Below are 16,397 nucleotides of genomic sequence, written 5' to 3'. Positions count from 1 at the left end.
CATGACCAAGAATGCTCTACGACTCGCTGCCTGGGAACGCTGGTTGCTGAATGCTGGCGCGGCCCTGGGCCTGCTGTGCCTAGTACTGGCAGGTCTGGCATTGCTACTGGGCCTGAAGCCGCTGATTGTTGTTTCCGGTTCCATGAGCCCGGGCATCCCCGTTGGTTCGCTGGCTCTTACCGTGCCCACACCTGCCGCGGAGGTTGCATCGGGGCAGGTTGTTTCAGTGGTTTCTTCCCACGGAACGCGCATCACCCACCGGGTGGTCTCAGTGGATCCAGCTGCTGGGCTGACGCTCAAGGGGGATGCAAATCCTGTGGCTGATCTGCAGCCATACTCCTTTGGCCCCGTGGACCGGGTGGTGTTTTCAGCACCGTTCCTTGGGTATGTGGCCAGCTGGCTCAGCTCGCCATTGGTGTTTGGCTTGGGTGGGCTGTTGTGTGTGTACCTGCTCTATGTGGCGTTCTTCCGGTCCGACGCCGGACGGTCGGGGAGTGCCCGAGGCGTGGGGGCAGGCAGGCCGGGGATGCGGCGCCGTAAATGGTTCGGTGCAGGGGCGATCATCGCGGCGCTCGCAGTGGTCATCTCGCTGGGCGTGGTGGACCGGGTTGAGGCCACGCAGGCTGCATGGACGGCGAGTGCAGTGGCGAGTGCTTCGGTGGCTGCTCTGACACTGCAGCCCGTGTCCGGGGGATTGAGCTGCAAGACCACAGGCGGACTGCTCGGAGCGGGCACAAGTGCGGAAATTTCATGGCCTACACAGTTGCTTCCACCTGGTGCGCGCTATGCAATGCGTGTGACGACCGGCGTTTCGACCTTCGGCTATGTGGATATGCCATCGGGGACATCCATGGCTTCGTTTGGACCCGGATTGAGCCTGCTCGGATTGGTACTGGAAGGAGGAAAGCAAACATTGCCGGCCAAGTTGTTCGTTGTCTACACAACGGATGGCAAAGCCGTGGATCCAGAGGGGACAAACATTGGCTGGAGCACCCCCGAGGTCACTTCTCCAGCGAGGACTATTGTGTACCACCCCGGAATCCTGCTGCTCCGCTACTTCTCCTGCACATAAGTTGTTCTAGAGAATTAAATAGTGTTCTCCGCCGCCTCGGACTGAACTTTGGTGGTCGGATCCGGTCACTCCTGGGCGAGTTCGCATGCACCTGCACATGAAGGGTTCCTCTCAAGTATTTGAGAGGACCCCTTCAGTCCGCCACTGTCCGGGAACGGCCGTTGGTGGTGGGCTTTTCTAGTCGGCTAGTGCCGTCCGGCTACTCTGCGGTTTCGCCAGAGTGCCACGCCGCCGAGTCCCAGGAACATGATCGCCACGGTGAGAGTGGGAACCACCACGAGACCGGTGTATGCCAAACCGCCCTGCGCCCTGACTACCGGCATGGCTGCCGGAGTGGTGGTCGTAGTCGCGGCCGGGGTGGTGGCCAAGGTTGTGGCTGACGTGGTTGCGGGTGTTGTTGCCACGGTTGTGGCTGGTGTTGTAGCCGGTGTGGTGGACACCGGTGTGGTGGCTGTGGTGGCCGTGGTGGTTGCGGGAGTGGTTGCGGGAGTCGTGGCTGGTGTGGTCGCGACTGTCGTGGCAGGCGTCGTCGCCGGCGTGGTGGCGGGAGTGGTTGCGGGTGTGGTGGCCACCGTGGTGGCGGGAGTCGTCGCCGGGGTTGTGGCCGCCGTCGTCGCCGGTGTGGTTGATGGTGGCGGGGTGCTGGCCTGGATGGTGGGGCACACCACTGTCTGCAGGACAACCGTGTAAGTTGCCGTGCCAAGACCCGCATTGGGCGTCCAGCCGGGTACCTCGCCAAGTTGGGTGTCCGGGCCCGGCGCGGCCGTAACGGTCACCGTGGCTCCGTTGGCCGCCACTCCGTGAACCGTGTAGACGATGCCCGCTGTGCTGACCGGGGTCACTGTGGGGACGCTCAGCTGGCCAAACTGATCACACACGCCCTGAACCACCATAGGCGCAACCGGATATGCCGTCACAAGGGTGGGTTGGATGGTGCAGTCGGGGACTGTCAGGACCACCGTGAACAGGCCCAAGCCCGCGGCGTCGACCACCCATCCGTTGCCCGCCAACAAGACGGTGTTAGCGGAGGGAGTTGCCACTAGTGTGACAGTGTTGCCGGCTGCAACGACGCCCTGGTACGAGTAGCTGATGGCCGCTGTGTTGGCTGGCAGCGCCAGCGCAGGCAAGGTGGCAACGCCCGGGGCGCTGCATACGGCCTGTACAACGACCGGGGCAGCAGGAGCCACGGAGACCTTGCCGGGTACTTTGCAACCGTTGTTGAATACGGCCTGGCCCTCAGCAGTCCAGTTCTGGCCTGCAAGGTTGTAGTCGTTCGGCGGATAGATATCGCCCCATGTGCCGTCAGGATTCGTGGCGGGGTAGACAGGGCCGGCATGGTCAATGTGGCCCGAGTTGTAGAAGCCCTTCAAGCTGGTATCCAAGGAAACATAGGGGCCCCCTGTGCTCCCCGTGGCATGGCAGAAGGCGATGCTCTTCTCGTCCGCGGGTGCTGCGGTGGCTCCGGCTGCCATGACTGCCAATCCGGCGAACCCCAGCGCAATGACAGCCGCGGAGGACATGATTTTGGTCCACAGTTTGGGCGTGTTTGGACGCTTGTCCGTGGCAGGTTGACGTGGTTGCGAGTTATTCTTCATGGCTCCCCAGCTCTCCGATGACTCTTCTGGCACCACGCGGCCGCGGAGTTTTCACGGAATGAACCCGCCTGCAGCCCCAAAGTCCAAGCAACACCGGTTGATGGGGACGCCCCCTCCCCGATGCTGAAATTTCTTTCGATGTGGAGCTCGAAGACTATGGTTCGGTAAAAACAGGGGCTAGAGTGGCCAGCACTCTACGCCGGGCTGGCCACCACTTGGTTTTGTGCAACAGCACTCGGTTCTTGGCCACAGCCACTTGGTTTCCAGCCGCCGGAATGCCTGCAAACCGGGAAATTTCGTCAAAGGACTACTTGCCTAGCAACTGAGTAGGGTGTCCGGTTGGCGCAAAACAAGTACTTAAATAAATACGGCGCACAACATTTGTTGTGCGCCGTATTTACAGGGAGCCGTGGCAGACCGTGCGGGTGCCGAAGCCCTCCTGGCTGCCGAGGAAGATTCCTTAGGCGTGCGTGTCCAGCCATTCCTGGGCCAGGTTGGCCTGCAGGTTCAGCGCCCGGCCAATGACGGGCTCGGCCGCTGAGGCGATCTTGGCGCCCAGGAACGGAACACCGGATTTGACCTCGCCGGTGAGCTCCACAACCGTGGAAGCGCCGCTGGACGTCAACGTCTGCAGGGCCGTAACATCCACGGGAGCGCCAGCCACGCTCAGCTTGATGCTGTTGGTGCGGGCACCGTCGGCCGCGGGGGCGCTCCAGGACTCATCCTGGGTCACAGTCAACGAAGCGCCAACGAACTTCTTCACAATGTCAGGCATGCGCGTGGTGGGCAGGGTGCGCACGGTCTTGGTGGTGAAGGCAGCCGAGGTAGGGCCGCTGACGGTGAACGACAACAGCTCCCCGCCCACGGTTTCGCTGACATGCTTGACGAAGTCGGCGTTGGTGAAAACATCTGTCACGCTCTGGGCTGTGGCAGAAAGAGTTGTTGAGGCGGCAAGCGCCATGGTTCCTCCAAAGGTGGGGGTGCGTTGGGCAGCTCCTAGGATAGCAAGGGATTCTCCTTAGATGCCGGGGCATGCCCGGCCCGGAGTAAGCTGGAGAAGTCCTAGAACTTTTGCGAAATTCTGGGCCTTCGTGCTGTCCCCGGCACGGTGAGGAGCGCGCACAACTGCCGCGGCCGCCGTCGTGCGCCAATCTGTATCTTGCCAGTCTGTATCTTGCCAATCTGTTTCTTGCCAAGGAGAAAATCACCCATGAGTCTTGCAGGGTTGCGAACCGCGCTGTCCCAGGATCCACTGTTCGCCCGTGTCCGCAGCTACGCCGCCAGCGACCCGGCCACCCGCAGCACTGACATCGCCTTCAGCGCACCCGCGGGCATGCGGGCCGTGCTGCTGGCCGAGGTGGCCGACGGACTCGCCGCCCTCCCCGGCACAGGGGGAGTGGTCCTGGCCGTGACAGCCACCGGGCGCGAGGCCGAGGACACCGTGGCCGCCCTGAACTCCTACCTCCCCGCCGGCTCCGTGGCGGAGTTCCCCAGCTGGGAGACGCTCCCGCATGAGAGGCTCTCGCCGCGTTCCGACACGGTGGGTCGCCGCCTTGCCGTGCTGCGCCGCCTGGCCCATCCCGAGCTCGACGCCGGTCCTGCCCTGCGCGTGCTGGTGGCGCCCATCCGGGCGGTGGTGCAACCCCTGGTGGCTGGCTTGGGTGAGCTGGTTCCCGTACACGTTCGCGTGGGCGAGGAAGTGCCCTTCACCGAGCTGATCAAACGGCTCGCCGATGCCGCCTACGCGCGTGTTGACATGGTCACGCACCGCGGCGAATTTGCCGTACGCGGCGGCATCCTGGATGTTTTCCCGCCCACGGAAAACCACCCCATCCGCATTGAATTCTTTGGCGACGAGGTGGAAGCCATGCGTTGGTTCAGCGTGGCCGACCAACGCTCCCTGACCTCCGTCAAGGGAGATGTCAGCCACCCCACCGAGCTGTACGCACCGCCCTGCCGGGAAATTCTCATCACCCCGGCCGTCATGAGCCGGGCCGCGAAACTCAAGGACAGCATGCCCGGTGCGGCCGCCATGCTGGAGAAGATTGCCGGCGGCATTGCCGTGGAAGGCATGGAATCGCTGGCTCCCGCCCTGGTGGACGGCATGGTGCCGCTGACCTCGCTGCTGCCATCGGGATCCATCACGGTGGTGCTGGATCCGGAAAAAGTCAGTGCCCGCGCCCACGATCTTGAATCCACCAACGAGGAGTTCCTCGAGGCCGCATGGTCAACCGCCTCCGACGGCGGCAACGCCCCCTTGGACCTGGGCTCGGCCGATCTGGGTGCCCACGGAGTTGACCTGGCCCAGGCCGGCTTCAAGTCCCTGGCCCAGACCCGCAGCGGCGCACTGGAGCGCGGTGTCAGTTGGTGGTCCATCAGCGCTCTGGCGCAGGATGAAGAACTTGACCCGGCCACGGACGTGCTCAACCTGCACGCCCGCGAACCCCGCGGCTACCGCGGCGACGTGGCGGAAATGATGGAATTCCTGGGTGCCCGGGTCAAGGACCAGTGGCGGGTTGTGGTGGCCACCCAGGGTCCCGGCCCGGCCCAGCGCCTGGCCGAGCTTTTCCACGAAGCCAACATCCCGGCGTCGCGCGTTGATTCCTTGGATCACGAACCCCAGCCGGGCATTATTGAGGTGACCACGGCGGATACCGGGCGCGGATTTGTGCTGGATTCGCTCAAGCTGGGGCTGCTGACCGAGGCCGATCTGCTGGGGCGCGCCTCCGCCGTGTCCACCCGGGACATGCGCAAGCTGCCCTCCAAACGTCGGAACGCCGTCGACCCTCTCCAGCTCAGCGCGGGCGACTATGTGGTCCACGAGCAGCACGGTGTGGGCAAGTTTGTGGAGCTGATTCAACGCAAGGTGGCAGGTGCCGGCGTGGGCGGCTCGGCGGGCCTGCGCGAATATTTGGTGCTGGAATATGCGCCGTCCAAGCGTGGGGCGCCGGGGGACAAGCTGTTTGTGCCCTCCGACCAGCTGGACCAGGTGACGGCGTATGTTGGCGGGGACGCGCCGGCGCTGTCCAAGATGGGTGGTTCGGATTGGGCGGCCACCAAGTCCAAGGCGCGCAAGGCTGTCAAGGAGATCGCCGGGGAGCTGATTCGGCTGTACTCGGCCCGCATGGCCTCCAAGGGGCACGCGTTTGGGCCGGACACGCCCTGGCAGGCCGAGCTGGAGGAGGCGTTTCCGTATGTTGAGACGCCTGACCAGCTGGTGGCCATCAATGAGGTGAAGGCGGACATGGAGAAGGAAGTTCCCATGGACCGGCTCATCTCCGGCGACGTGGGCTACGGCAAGACGGAAATCGCCGTCCGCGCCGCGTTCAAGGCCGTGCAGGACGGCAAGCAGGTGGCCGTTTTGGTGCCCACCACCTTGTTGGCGCAGCAGCACTTTGAGACGTTCAACGAGCGCTTCTCCGGCTTCCCCGTGCGGGTGGCGGCGCTGTCCCGTTTCCAAACGGCCAAGGAATCCAAGGAGATCGTGGAAGGGGTGCGGACCGGGTCGGTGGACGTGGTCATCGGTACGCACCGGCTGCTCTCCAAGGACTTTGGCTTCAAGGATCTGGGCCTGGTGATTGTTGATGAAGAACAGCGTTTTGGTGTGGAGCACAAGGAAGCGCTGAAGAAGATGCGCACCAACGTGGATGTGCTGGCCATGAGTGCCACACCCATTCCGCGAACACTGGAAATGTCCATGACGGGCATTCGTGAGACATCCACCCTGGCCACCCCTCCCGAGGAGCGCCATCCGGTGCTAACGTACGTTGGCGGCTACACGGACAAGCAGGTGGGTGCTGCCATTCGGCGCGAGCTCATGCGCGAAGGCCAGGTCTTCTATGTGCACAACCGGGTTAAATCGATTGAGCGCACGGCAGCCCACATTCAGCAGCTGGTGCCCGACGCGCGCGTGGCCGTGGCGCATGGCCAGATGAGCGAGTCCCGGCTGGAGCAGATCATTGTTGACTTTTGGGAGAAGCGCTTTGACGTGCTGGTGTGCACCACCATCATTGAAACCGGCCTGGACATCTCCAACGCCAACACGCTGATTGTGGAGCAGGCCGAAAACTACGGGCTTTCGCAGCTGCACCAGCTGCGCGGCCGCGTGGGCCGTGGCCGCGAACGGGCCTACGCCTACTTCCTGTACCCGGCCGACAAGCCGCTGGGTGAGGTTGCCCTGGAACGGCTTAAGGCTGTTGCCGCGCACAACGAGTTGGGTGCCGGCATGGCCCTGGCCATGAAGGACCTTGAAATCCGAGGCGCCGGAAACCTGCTGGGCGGGGAACAGTCCGGCCATATTCAGGGTGTCGGCTTTGACCTGTACATCCGTCTGGTGGGCGAGGCCGTTGCCGATTTCCGTGGCGACGGCGAAGAGCGCGTGGCGGAGATGAAGATTGAACTGCCCGTCAACGCCCACCTGCCGCACGACTATGTGCCGGGGGAGCGGCTCCGCCTGGAGGCCTACCGGAAGCTTGCCGCGGCCGTGACCGTGGAGGCCATCGCCGAGGTTGAGGCCGAGCTCATTGACAGGTACGGAGACTTGCCCCCAGCGGCAGTCAACCTGATCGCCGTCGCACATTTCAAGGTCCTGGCACGCACTGCCGGGCTGAGCGACGTGGCGCTGCAGGGCAACTTCATCAAGTTCGCCCCGGCCGAGCTGCCCGAATCCAAGGAGATGCGCCTGAACCGGATGTACCCCGGATCCCTGGTGAAGCCGGCGCTGAACTCCATCCTGATCCCCAAGCCGAAGACTGCCCGCATTGGTGGCCGTGACCTGGCCGACGCCGAGGTCCTCAAGTGGGCGCAGGGCGTGCTCGAGGCGATCTTCGAGACGGTACCTGCCAGCGCTTAAGCAACTGGCCCGCAGAAAACGGCGAAAATACACGGTTTTACCGTGATTTTCGGCGTTTTCTGCGGGCCAGTTGGTGGGTGGCGTTGCCGCGCCGCTGGTGACGGTCACTATTGCTTGCGAGGCAGGAATCCTGTGGTTGCTGACGGTGCTGCGACACCCAGAACCGGGGCTGCCCAGCATCATGCGCAGCGCTGAGAACCAGGGTGGCGCATGCACTCAAATCAGGCAGCACCGGCTTTGGCTATGCGCCGCCATCCTTGTCAACGCTGCGCTGCTGTGACACAGGCGCCACGCCAGCCACTACGCGTTCGCAGACACAAAGGGGCCCCAGGCTATGCGCCGCCAACTCCCCGACTGGCGCATAGCCCCATACCGTTCATCTAAAAGGCAAAGCGGATGATCGGGGCAGAGTTTGAGTATTTTACTTCCGCCGGGACAACAGCAGGTATAGCCTTGGGCCATTGGCCGTTCGCGGCCTGCGGAGGTACTGGGGGGCTTTCCTTAACCAAGTGTCAAGGAAGTGAGATCTACCGTGAATAGTTTAGTTGCTGCGCCCAAGCGCAGAATCGCCGCCCGAAAGTTCTTTGCATTGCCGCTTGTCGCCGCCCTGCTGCTCGCCTTCACGGGACTGGTTCCGGCCAACGCCGCTTCCTACCCGAGCGGCCGCGCGGACGTCACCATGAGCGCCAACGGCAACTTCCAGTTTGTCTTTGACGGCGACTCGGCCCAGGTAGTGGGGCAGGTGTTGCCCACGGCGCCCACCGCCAAGGTGCCCACCGGGACGGTGGTTCTCCTGCCGGACGCCGGAGACACCGTGCTGGGCACCGATGTCCTGTCCAACAACATTCTCCCGGGACTTTTTGTCCTGATAGCACCCCCGTTGGGTCTTGGTACGCATTACTTCCGCGCAGCCTATTCCGGGGACAGCAACTTTGCACCCAAGACCATCCGCTTCCCGGTGGTGGTACATACCGGGCCCAACACCCAGACCACGCTGACGCTCAGCCCCTCGGGAACTTCCACACTGGGGCAAATGGTCAGCGTCACCGCACAGGTTTCCACACCGATGGGGCCACTGACCACTGCACCCCTGGGAGGGGTGACGTTCTGGATTGACGGGGTGGAGGTTGCAACCGCGCCCGTGCTGACGGGGTGGCGCGCAAACTTCACCACAACAGGCATGAGCGCCGGCAGGCACGTTATTACGGCCGAGTACGTTCACGACCCCTGGAATCCGAGCTACTACTCATCCATGTCCGCACCGGTCACACATACGGTGACATCGGCGCTGGCAGCCATCCGGACCGAATTCCATTCCTCGCACCATGGAGATATCCCGTGGGGCCAAGCCGTCACAGTCCAGGCGGTCATTGCCCCACGGCTTGCGGGCGGTGCCACTCCCACGGGCTGGGTGCAGTTCTACGATTGGAACACCAAGGTGGGAGCACCGGTCAAGCTGGTCAACGGCAAGGCTGGCTTCAAATACACCTCACTGAAGGTGGGCAAACACATACTGAACGCCAAGTACCTTGGCTCCAGTAGCTACAAGCCGGGTGACACTCCGGCCAGGACTGTCACGGTTCTGCCTTAAACAAAACTGACCCGCAGAAAACGGCGAAAATACGCGTTTTGGACGCGATTTTCGTCGTTTTCTGCGGGTCAGTTGTAAAAGAGGCTACTCTCCGGCGGAGTCTGAGCGGCCCAAAAAGGTCTGCGGGATGACCAAAGACAGGAAGCACAGGCCGATGCCCAAGCCGGCCGGGAGGAAGGCGTGCGCAAAGCTCTCCAGGCTGAAGAAGGAGAAGGCAAAGATTCCGCCAAGGAACAAGGCGAAGAAGATGACGAACAAGACAACTGACTGCACGGTGCTGTTCTCACCACGGTAACGGGTGTTGGACACGTTTCCTCCTGACCCCAAAACGGGGAGCTGAGTGGATGCACCGGCTGTCCGGTGCGCTGATCTACCCACGATCTTAGTACGGATTAGTACGAAGAGGTGCTTGCCCCACCGGTGACGATGGCAATACCGGAGCTGGTGCCGATGCGGGTGGCGCCGGCGGCAATCATTTCCAGTGCCTTCTCACGGGTGCGGACACCGCCGGAGGCCTTCACACCCAGGTCCGGACCCACGGTCTGGCGCATGAGTGCGACGTCGGACGCGGTGGCACCGCCGCCGTTGAAACCGGTAGACGTCTTCACAAAATCGGCCCCGGCCTCAACGGATGCCTGGCACGCGAGGATCTTCTCGGCGTCGCTCAGCAGGGAGGTTTCAATGATGACCTTCAGCAGTGAATCCTCCGCGTGGACCACCTCGGCAACAGCTGAAATGTCGGAGACCAGGGCGTCCTTGTCCAGGGCCCGGGCGGAGGCGATGTTGATGACCATGTCAACCTCGTCGGCGCCGTCCATGGTGGCCCCGCGGGCCTCAAAAACCTTAACGTCGGTATTGTGCGTGCCCAAGGGGAATCCCACCACGGTGCACGTCAGCACGCCCGTGCCCAGCAGCGCCTTCTTGGCAGTTTCCACCCAGACCGGGTTGACGCAGACCGACTTGAAGTGGTGCTCAGCAGCTTCCTTGCACAGCCGCAGAATGTCCGCACGGCTGGCCTCGGGCGCCAAGAGGGTGTGGTCAATGTACCGGGCCAAATCGTCTGTGGCGTTGGGTTCTGCCAAGGGGCTGGTGGGTGTCATGATGTGAACCTTCCTACGTGCTGGGTGATTACACCATGGTGCCACATTCGCGGCCCGGCGGCGGCCCGGCGTAGCCCTCAGCGCAGGCGGTAGCCGCGCTTGACCACCGTTTCCACAATGGCGGGATCGGGCAGGGCTGAGCGCAGGCGGCTGATGGTCATGTGCAAGGCGTGATCGGCGTCTCCTTGGCCCATCTCGGCCGCCAAATCAGCCTGCGAGACCACTGCTCCGCCGGCGCGCATCAACGCCCGCAACAGCTGCAGCGGGGCGGGGGCCAGGGGGATGGGGATTCCGTCCACGGTGAGCGACTGCCCGCGCACCTCCAGCAGCATCCCCGCGCTCTCCCGGCGCAGCACGGCGGTTTGTTCCAAGTGGTCGCAGACGGTTTTGATCAGGGCGCCCATCCGGAACCTTTCCGGCACCAGTGGCGTGATCCCGGCTTCTTCCAGGGGGGAAGCGGTGACGGGCCCGACGGCGGCACTGACCACGTGCCCCAGCCCGCTACCGCGCAGGGCCGCGAGGAACTCCGGGCCCCGCCCCAACTGCTCGGCGGTGCTCAACACGGCGTCCACCGCGGGCGCGCTGGTGAACGTGATGACATCGAGTTCCCCGTTGATCACGGCCTCGATGAGTTGGGGCAGTTTGTCACCGTCCTCCGCGTTGACCCAGCGGTACGGGGTCACCGTCAGCACTGTTGCCCCGGCGGCACGGAGCCGCTGAAGCGCAGCAACGTCCGTGTAGCCGTGGACCTGGACGGCCACAGTTTTCCCCTCAACGCCGGCGGCAATCACCAGCTCCGTCAGGGTTGCCGTGGTCTCGTCCGGGCTGATGCCCAGGTCATCCAGGCCGGCGGCACGGACGGCGCCGCGGGCCTTGGGCCCGCGCACATAAATGGCGGCGCTGGCCAGGGCGGCCAGCAATTCCTCGCCCTGCCCGGCGGCGTCGGCGGCCTCGCACCAGCGGCGCATCCCATAAGCGGTGGTGACCATGACAATGTCCGGGGCCGCGGCAATCACGGCAGACGTTTCCGCGCGCAGGGCGTCGTCGTCCTCCACCGGGGCAATCTTCAGTGCGGGGGCATGCAAAACCTGCGCGCCGCGGCGTTCCAGCGCCTCGATGAGGTCCCCGGCCCTGCGGTGGGCCGTGACGCCGATCCGGAATCCGCGCAGGGGCTGGGCGGGGCGGCGCTCTGGTGATTCGCTCATGTGTTCCTTAGAAGCCGGCTGGCAAACCAGCATGGGAGGGGAAGTCTTAGCAATGCTACCGAGAGCGGCGACTATTGCGTGGTGTGCAACGCCGGGGTTGGAAACCCCGCGGCGTACCGGGATACAGTGAACCCGGAACCAAGGGCCGGGGCGATCGACGCCATGGCGCAAACGGGGGAGAGATCGTGGCCGTCCAGCCAGTTGCCGCGCCGCACGTCCGGGCCGCACCACTCAACGCAGCCCTTGACGGCATTCGTGGGATCGCCATCAGTGCCGTGATCGCGTCCCACTTTGTCCCTGGCGGATTCCGCGGCGGCGCGTACGGAGTCCTCATCTTCTTTGTCCTGAGCGGATACCTCATCACCACGTTGCTCCTGGCTGAATATGAGCGCTCGGGGCGGATTAGCCTCAAGGCGTTCTACGCCAGGCGGGCCTTGCGGTTGCTGCCGGCACTGTACGCATTTCTGCTGGTGGCCCTCGCCCTGACGTTCACGTTCGGCGCGACCCTGCACCTGGACCGGGGCGGTGCTGTGACCGGTGCCGCGCTGGCGTTTTTCTACGTCTTCAATTGGGTGGATTTTGCCGGCCTTCAGATTCCGCATGCCATGACTCCGCTGTGGACGTTGTCCGTGGAGGAACAGTTCTACCTGGTATGGCCGGTGGTGCTGATTCTCATGTTGGGCGTGCCCGTGCTGAAGCGGCACCTGCAGGGGATTGTCCTGGGGGCTGCCGTGGTCTTTGCCGCACTGGGCATTGCAGCGTTCCTGGTGTTCGGACCCATGTCCTTCTACCGGACGTGGACGTGGATTGCCCCGCTGCTCATGGGCGCGTCCCTGGCCATCGCCCAACACCGAACCCAGGGCCGGTTCGGCGCGGACCTTGCCCGGTTCTCGCCCATGGCGTGGTGCCTGCTCCTTCTGGTGGCGATCTACCCGCCCGATCTGGACAGCGTGGTGACCCACGCCGTGAGCATCCCGGTCCTGAGCGTGGCCACTTGCGCCATCATTGCCCGGAGTGCGGGGCGGAGCTTGGGGCCGAACGCCGGCAGCCGCACGGCCCTGTCCACGCGCGTGCTGGGATCCCCGGTGCTCAGATACTTGGGCCAGCGTTCCTATGGGCTGTACCTGTGGAACCTCTTGGCCCTGGAAACGCTGCAACAGTTCATTCATCACCCCGCCGTGCTGATCGCGTGTGCGCTCGCAGTCACCTTTGCTGTGGCCGAGGCGTCTTACCGTTGGATTGAGCTGCCAGCCCTGAGCTTCAAGCACAGATTTGCGCGGGTGCAGCTGGCCTAGGCCCGCACATTCCCGGCGGTTCACCCCAGGTGCCCTACGCCGATTGCAAACGGGCATCGTCGAGGAAATCCGCGACGGCCAGACCGTTGTCCTTGGCAAGGGCCACCACATCCCCAATGACGATCACCGCGGGGTTGCGGCAGGTAGAGGACGCGCCCACAATGGTGCCGAGTGTGGCGATGGTGGTGCGCTGGGTGTGACTGAATCCGCGTTCGACGACGGCCACCGGAGTCCCAGCGGCCAGCCCGGCCATGCGCAAACCTGCCACCAGCGAGGGCAGGGTGCCGATGCCCATCAGAACCACAATGGTCCCGCCCAAGCCAGCCAAGTGCCTGTGCTCCTTGCCAGTCAGGGGCGCGTGGCCGGACACCACAGTGAACAAGTGGCTCACATTGCGGTGCGTCACGGGGATGCCGGCCGCGCCGGGTACGGCGACGGCGCTGGAGACCCCGGGCACCACGGTGACGGGGATGCCCGCAGCCACGGCTGCTGCCATTTCCTCCCCTCCCCGGCCAAACACAAACGGGTCCCCACCCTTGAGCCGCACCACATGCAGGCCGCTTCGGGCGTCACAGATCATCCTGGCCGTGATGTCTTCCTGCACAACCTTGTGATGCCCCGGCGTCTTGCCCACGTCCACAAAGGTGGCCCGCGGCGCCAAAACCGCCAAATCTTCGGTGGGGCCCAACCGGTCAAAATAGACCACGTCCGCCTCAGCCAGTGCCTTGGCGGCGCGCAGGGTCAACAGATCTGCGGGGCCGGGGCCGCCGCCAACAAGGGTGATGCGTCCAGAACGCCGTGTGCGTGGCATGGTCCCTGCCTTCAATGGGTGGGCGCGTCTGCGCCACGAACGGGAATGTGGGTGGCTATCAACACAGGACCGCTTTCGGCCCTTTCCGACTCGGTGGCGGGGCGGATCTGGCCGCGTTCGGGAACAAACACAATGGATTCGTCCAGGGATTCGGGGGCGTTGACAAAGGAGCGGAAGCGGAGCAGGCGCTCGGGGTCTGCCAGGGTTGCCGCCCATTCGTCCTGGTAGTTCTCCACATGGGCCGCCATGGCCGCCTCGAGGTCTTCAGCAATGCCGAGGGAATCGTTGACCACCACGTCCACCACATGGGCCAGGCCGCCGGGGAGGTCCTCCTGCCAGCGGGCTGTGCGCTGCAGCCGGTCCGCCGTGCGGATGTAGTACATGAGGTACCTGTCGATGTAGCGCACCAGGGTGTCCCCATCCAGGTCCTTGGCCAGCAGCTGGGCGTGCGCCGGGGTGGCCCCGCCGTTGCCGCCAACGTACAGGTTCCAGCCGTCGGCCGTGGCGATGATGCCCACGTCCTTGCCGCGGGCCTCGGCGCATTCCCGGGCGCAGCCGGAGACACCCAGCTTGATTTTGTGCGGGCTGCGCAGGCCCCGGTACCGCAGCTCCAGCTCGATGGCCATGGCCACCGAATCCTGGACGCCAAACCTGCACCAGGTGGAACCAACGCAGGACTTCACGGTGCGCAGGGACTTCCCGTACGCCTGCCCGGACTCCATGCCGGCGTCGATCAGGATCTTCCAAATCTGCGGCAGCTGCTCCAGCCGGGCCCCGAACAAATCGATCCGCTGCCCTCCGGTGATCTTGGTGTACAGGCCAAAGTCCAGGGCCACCTGGGCGATCACGGCCAGCTTGTCAGGGGTGATCTCCCCGCCGGGAATGCGCGGCACCACCGAGTAGCTGCCGTCCTTTTGCATGTTGGCCAGCGCCCGGTCGTTGGTGTCCTGCAGGGTGCCGCGACCGGCGTCGAGCACGTATTCCCCGTGCTGGCTGGCCAGAATGTTGGCCACCGTGGGCTTGCAGATGTCGCAGCCGCGGCCTTCCTTGGCTGTTTCATCGATGCCGAAGCGGGCCAGAATGTCAGGGAAGCTCTTGAGCTCCAGGGCCCGGACAGCCTCAAAAAGTTCGGGCCGGGACATGGCAAAGTGCTCACACAGGGCCTTGGAGACGGCGATTCCGGACTTGGCCAGCTCGCCCTCCATGAGCTTTTTCAGCAGGGGCACGCAGGAACCGCATTGGGTGCCGGCCCGCGTGCACGCCTTCAGGCCGGGCAGGTCCTGAACCGGGTCCTGCCCCTCGCAGGTGCCGCAGCCGTTGACGGCGTCGCGGATGCCACCGGCGGTGACGTTGTTGCAGGAGCACAGGATGGCGTCGTCGGGAAGCTCGACGACGGGCGCATCCCCTCCGCCGGCCGCCGACAGGAACGCTCCGGGTTCCGCGGGCAGCTCCCGGCCCAGCAGGGGGCGCAGGCTGGTGTAGGGGGTGGCGTCGCCAACAAAGATGCCGCCCAACAGGACCTTCGCGTCGGAGCTGGTGACGATCTTTTGGTAGACGCCGCGGGCGGGATCGGCGTACACCACCTCCAGGCTGCCTTCAGCCCGGGCAAACGCGTCGCCAAAACTGGCCACGTCCACGCCGGAAAGCTTGAGCTTGGTGGCCGTGTCAAAGCCGGGGAACGTGGCGCTGCCGCCGTGCAACCTGTCCGCCACGATCTCCGCCATGGTGTTGGCCGGGGCCACCAGGCCGAGGCACATGCCGCCAAAGTTGGCCACCTCACCGATGGCCCACACACCCGGAACCGTGGTGGCGCAGTGCTCGGAAATGACTACGCCGCCGCGCGGGCCCAGTTCAAAACCGTGGAGGGCGCCGCCGTCGTCCCCCCGGGCCAGTTCGTCGCGGGGGCGCACACCCACGGCCACCACCACCAGATCGGCGGGCACCACCGAGTCGTCGGCCATCAGAACACCGGTGACCTGTCCTTCGCGATCCGTCTGAACTGCTGCGGGGAAGACGCCCGCTGTGGCGTTCATGCCCTTGGCGGCCACCAAACGTCCCAGGGCCTGGCCCGCCCCCTCATCCAGCTGGGTGTTCATGAGCCAATTGCCGCCGTTGATGACCACCGAGGCGGCGCCAAGCTTAATGAGCCCCGCGGCGGCTTCCAACCCCAGCAGACCGCCGCCAATGACGGCCGTGTTCACCGTCCGGCCCAGCTTCTGCCCCAGCAGCTCCAGCTGTGCGTTCAGTGTCCACACGTCTTCAAGAGTGCGGTAAACGTGAGTGTGTTCGGCGCCCGGAATGGACAGCCGGACGGCATCGGATCCGGTAGCCAGAACCAGCTCGTCATAGGGGTAGTGCGTCAGTTCGCCGCCAGCCATGGTCTGCACCGTCTGATTTTCCGGATCAATGGCGGCCACCTGCGCACCGCGGACCAAAGTTACGGCGGGGTGCTCCCACAGGGCAGGATCGCCCAGACTCAGGTCCGTATCCACCTGGGTGAGGGCCTGGCTCAGGGCCACCCGGTCATAGGGGGCGTGGACCTCCTCGGTCAACACCGTCAGATGCCAACCCTGCAGGCCGCGGGCGTGCATGGCCTCGGCAAAGCGGTGGGCGGCGGGACCGCCACCCACCACGACGATCCTGCGGAACGCTTCTGGGGCAATGGGGTTCTTGGGGTCCTGCGCGTTTGGCTGCTTCATGGCTATGGCCTTTCACTGGGCTGGTGCCTGCACCAACGTGTAGTTCCATGGTAGAAAACAGGCATTGCCGAGCCGTTTCGCTTGTGTAACGGACAGTTAACGTCCTCCTACCGGCCATCCGTTGCAGGCGGTGACACAGGATTTACGCCCCTGTCACATGCGCGGCGGCAGGGCGAA

11 protein-coding genes are annotated in these 16,397 nt (G+C 64.5%); 4 read left to right on the top strand and 7 right to left on the bottom strand.

Features of this window, described 5'->3' with window-relative positions:
* Position 1: 1 nt before the first annotated feature.
* Positions 2-1,072 carry a signal peptidase I gene (locus ACX80Q_RS06215; RefSeq protein ID WP_459329657.1) on the top strand — a complete coding sequence of 357 codons (1,071 nt, stop codon included), beginning with the start codon at positions 2-4 and terminating at the stop codon, positions 1,070-1,072.
* 185 nt (positions 1,073-1,257) lie between these two features.
* Here ACX80Q_RS06215 and ACX80Q_RS06210 read toward each other — a convergent pair whose 3' ends face one another.
* Together ACX80Q_RS06210 and ACX80Q_RS06205 are read right to left on the bottom strand one after the other, a co-directional pair.
* A complete protein-coding gene (locus tag ACX80Q_RS06210; protein WP_459329656.1) occupies positions 1,258-2,667 on the bottom strand; it encodes a hypothetical protein in 1,410 nt (469 codons plus the stop codon).
* Between the two features lie 460 nt (positions 2,668-3,127).
* Complete coding sequence (locus tag ACX80Q_RS06205; RefSeq protein WP_459329655.1) at positions 3,128-3,628, bottom strand: DUF2505 domain-containing protein; 501 nt, start codon at positions 3,626-3,628, stop codon at positions 3,128-3,130.
* A 249-nt stretch (positions 3,629-3,877) separates the two neighbouring features.
* Between ACX80Q_RS06205 and mfd the strand changes: the two genes are divergently transcribed.
* On the top strand, positions 3,878-7,519 hold the full coding sequence (gene mfd, locus ACX80Q_RS06200) for a transcription-repair coupling factor (protein ID WP_459329654.1): 3,642 nt from the start codon (positions 3,878-3,880) through the stop codon (positions 7,517-7,519).
* Positions 7,520-8,051: 532 nt separating this feature from the next.
* Positions 8,052-9,110 (top strand): Ig-like domain-containing protein, encoded by a 1,059-nt coding sequence (locus ACX80Q_RS06195; protein ID WP_459329653.1) that lies wholly within the window; start codon positions 8,052-8,054, stop codon positions 9,108-9,110.
* An 84-nt stretch (positions 9,111-9,194) separates the two neighbouring features.
* Here ACX80Q_RS06195 and ACX80Q_RS06190 read toward each other — a convergent pair whose 3' ends face one another.
* The 3 genes from ACX80Q_RS06190 to ACX80Q_RS06180 all read right to left on the bottom strand — a co-directional run bounded on the left by ACX80Q_RS06190 (position 9,195) and on the right by ACX80Q_RS06180 (position 11,448).
* On the bottom strand, positions 9,195-9,419 hold the full coding sequence (locus ACX80Q_RS06190) for a hypothetical protein (RefSeq protein WP_459329652.1): 225 nt from the start codon (positions 9,417-9,419) through the stop codon (positions 9,195-9,197).
* Positions 9,420-9,502: 83 nt separating this feature from the next.
* Positions 9,503-10,210: a deoxyribose-phosphate aldolase gene (gene deoC / locus ACX80Q_RS06185; protein ID WP_459329651.1), complete on the bottom strand. Its 708-nt coding sequence runs from the start codon at positions 10,208-10,210 to the stop codon at positions 9,503-9,505.
* A 77-nt stretch (positions 10,211-10,287) separates the two neighbouring features.
* Positions 10,288-11,448, bottom strand: coding sequence for a uroporphyrinogen-III synthase (locus ACX80Q_RS06180; RefSeq protein WP_459329650.1), 1,161 nt, complete (start codon positions 11,446-11,448; stop codon positions 10,288-10,290).
* Between the two features lie 152 nt (positions 11,449-11,600).
* On the opposite strand from ACX80Q_RS06180, the gene ACX80Q_RS06175 reads away from it, so the two are divergent.
* Positions 11,601-12,710, top strand: coding sequence for an acyltransferase family protein (locus ACX80Q_RS06175; RefSeq protein ID WP_459329649.1), 1,110 nt, complete (start codon positions 11,601-11,603; stop codon positions 12,708-12,710).
* A gap of 34 nt (positions 12,711-12,744) precedes the next feature.
* On the opposite strand, the gene cobA is transcribed toward ACX80Q_RS06175, so the two are convergent.
* A complete protein-coding gene (gene cobA / locus ACX80Q_RS06170) occupies positions 12,745-13,521 on the bottom strand; it encodes a uroporphyrinogen-III C-methyltransferase (protein WP_459329648.1) in 777 nt (258 codons plus the stop codon).
* Positions 13,522-13,532: 11 nt separating this feature from the next.
* Entirely contained in the window at positions 13,533-16,220 is a 2,688-nt protein-coding gene (gene nirB, locus ACX80Q_RS06165; RefSeq protein WP_459329647.1) for a nitrite reductase large subunit NirB, read from the bottom strand.
* Between the last annotated feature and the right edge of the window lie 177 nt (positions 16,221-16,397).

It is taken from the genome of Arthrobacter sp. HLT1-20 (assembly GCF_054510895.1).
Note: the sequence above shows the minus strand (reverse complement) of the source record. Positions and strands in the feature narration are given on the sequence as shown.

Bases quoted from the DNA above. Each gene is read 5' to 3' on its own strand.
- ACX80Q_RS06215 (WP_459329657.1), top strand. From the start codon at position 2: ATGACCAAGAATGCTCTACGACTCGCTGCCTGGGAACGCTGGTTGCTG.
- ACX80Q_RS06180 (WP_459329650.1), bottom strand. From the start codon at position 11,448: ATGCTGGTTTGCCAGCCGGCTTCTAAGGAACACATGAGCGAATCACCA.
- deoC (WP_459329651.1), bottom strand. From the start codon at position 10,210: ATGACACCCACCAGCCCCTTGGCAGAACCCAACGCCACAGACGATTTG.
- mfd (WP_459329654.1), top strand. From the start codon at position 3,878: ATGAGTCTTGCAGGGTTGCGAACCGCGCTGTCCCAGGATCCACTGTTC.
- ACX80Q_RS06210 (WP_459329656.1), bottom strand. From the start codon at position 2,667: ATGAAGAATAACTCGCAACCACGTCAACCTGCCACGGACAAGCGTCCA.
- ACX80Q_RS06205 (WP_459329655.1), bottom strand. From the start codon at position 3,628: ATGGCGCTTGCCGCCTCAACAACTCTTTCTGCCACAGCCCAGAGCGTG.
- nirB (WP_459329647.1), bottom strand. From the start codon at position 16,220: ATGAAGCAGCCAAACGCGCAGGACCCCAAGAACCCCATTGCCCCAGAA.
- cobA (WP_459329648.1), bottom strand. From the start codon at position 13,521: ATGCCACGCACACGGCGTTCTGGACGCATCACCCTTGTTGGCGGCGGC.